Genomic DNA, 2,135 nt, shown 5'->3' with positions numbered 1-2,135 from the left:
TGTTGACGCCGACCCAAAACAGGGCCAATAGTGCCGTTTGAAAACAGGACCACTATGTGTGTTTCTACTATGCCGTATCGGCGGCGGGCTGGTGGCTTTTGAGCCGGTAGCTGTTGCCTTTGAGGCTGAGGACGTCGGCGTGGTGGACGATGCGGTCGATCATCGCGGACGCGACGGTGGGGTCGCCGAAGACCTCGCCCCAGCGCCCGAATGACAGGTTGCTCGTCAAGATCAAGGACGCGTGTTCGTAACGGCTCGCGACGAGCTGGAAGAACAGGTTCGCCGCGTCCTGGTCGAACGGAATGTAGCCGACCTCGTCGCAGATCAGCACGCTGTAACGGCGGAGGCGGATCAGTTCCGCGGCGAGCTTGCCGCGGGAATGGGCCTCTTGGAGGCGGGCGACCCAGCCGGTCGCGGTGTCGAAGAGGACGCGGTGGCCGTGTTTGGCGGCTTGGACGCCCAGCGCGACGGCGAGGTGGGTTTTGCCCGTGCCGGGCGGCCCGAGGAGCACGATGTTCTTCGCCTCGGTGGCGAACACGCTCGTGCCGAGGTGGGCGATCAGGTTCCTGTCCGCGGAGGGCTGGTGATCGAAGTTGAAGTCCTCGAGGGTCTTGTGGCCGGGGAACCGGGCCGCTTTGATCCGCAGGGCCGCACCGGACGCTTCCCGCTCGGAGACCTCACGGGAGAGCACCGCGGCAAGGTATTCCTCGTGGGACCAGCCCGCGTCGCGGGCCTGGTCGCCCAGGCGCCGGAACGCGTCACCGATCCTCGGGGCGCGCAGCGCGCGGGCGTAGTACTCGATCTGAGACGCCGCCCCGCTCACGCGAGCCTCCCCAACTCGAGCAGGCCGGGCCCGATATCGACACCGAACACGTCGTCATAGTCCGACAGGCTCGCCGATTCGACGAACGCGACGTGGGCTTGGGGCCGTTGATGGCGGTGCAGGGTCTGGAACTGGCGCCGGAGCACGGCGGCCTGGGCGACATGGTCAGGGTCGGTGATGGTCAGCTGACGGGCCCAGGCCCGGTCGTGAGAGGTCACGGTGACACCGTTGTGGGCGACGTGGACTTGGTCAAGGTCAGCGCTCACGTCCACGAGCCTGCCGATCAGGGCCGGCGCGACGGAGTAGTCGTTGGAGTGCACCCGGACGTAGTAGTCCCGGGGCAGACGCACCGTGTTCCGGAACAACACGTCTGGCGCCACCGGCGACAACGGCCGCATCGCGGCCCGGTCCTGGTCGATCAAGTCGACCGGGCGGGCGCGCCGGGACCGAGAGTGACGCGCGTTAGCCACGGGCAGCCAGGACGCGAGCTGCTCGTTGAAGTCCTGCGGCGACAGGAACACTCGGCCCGGCATGAACGACGAGCGGAAGAACCGGTTCCGCCGCTCGACCATGCCCTTGGACTCCGGGTCCCGGGCCTTGAGGAGCTTGACCTCGGTGCCGAGAGTGCCCGCGAACGCGGCCGCAGGCTCGGTGAGCTTGCCACGGCCGATGCCGGACTCGTTGTCCCAGAGCAGCCGTCGCGGGACCGCGCGGGCAGCCTGGAGCAGGGACCACATCCCGCCGAGCAGATCCGGTGTCTTCCGAGACGGCAGCATCAGGGCTTGGAAGAACCCCGAGAACGTGGACGTCATCACCAGCACCGGCGGCGTGCCCTGCTGCCCGTGGCCGAGCGGGAGGTCCTCGTGGGGGAACCACAAGTCGCACTGGACCTGCTGTCCGGGCTCGTGCACGAGACGGTCCGCGGGGTCCGGCGGCACGTACTCCGGCCGGATCCCAGCGACTTTGTCCCGGAACACCGACGCAGACCCGAGCCAACCGACCCGTTCCGCGAGCGTTGACGCGGCCATCGTCGGCGTCACGGCCAACAACACCCGAACCTGCGGGGCGAACGCGTCAAAACTCGACCCGACCGCGGGCCGCTGGTACTTCGGCAGCCGGTCCGTTTCCAACGCCCGATCCACCGTTCCCCGAGACACCCCGACGAGCCGGCCGATCTCCCGCTTCGAGTGCTGGCCCGTGGAAAACAGTTGGCGAATCTTCGCCCAATCATCCATATTGATCACCTTCCATAATGGTCGGTGGCCCTGTTTTCAATCGGCGATACTGGCCCTATTTTCGGTCGGCGTTAACA

Annotated in this window: 2 protein-coding genes; both read right to left on the bottom strand. The window is 67.2% G+C overall.

Annotated features, from left to right (window positions below; translation table 11 throughout):
* Positions 1 to 67: 67 nt before the first annotated feature.
* Positions 68 to 823, bottom strand: coding sequence for an IS21-like element helper ATPase IstB (gene istB / locus QN345_RS18320; protein ID WP_322136270.1), 756 nt, complete (start codon positions 821 to 823; stop codon positions 68 to 70).
* Positions 820 to 2,058, bottom strand: a complete 1,239-nt coding sequence (locus QN345_RS18315; RefSeq protein WP_322136269.1) for a Mu transposase domain-containing protein — start codon at positions 2,056 to 2,058, stop codon at positions 820 to 822. The genes istB and QN345_RS18315 overlap by 4 nt, the downstream gene beginning before the upstream one ends.
* Positions 2,059 to 2,135: the final 77 nt, after the last annotated feature.

Source organism: Cryobacterium sp. 10I1 (assembly GCF_035019805.1).
Lineage (GTDB): Bacteria > Actinomycetota > Actinomycetes > Actinomycetales > Microbacteriaceae > Cryobacterium > Cryobacterium glucosi.
This window is presented reverse-complemented; position numbering and strand designations above follow the sequence as displayed.

What these genes read in the sequence shown, in the direction of transcription:
- QN345_RS18315 (WP_322136269.1), bottom strand. Translation starts at nt 2,058, where the DNA reads ATGGATGATTGGGCGAAGATTCGCCAACTGTTTTCCACGGGCCAGCAC.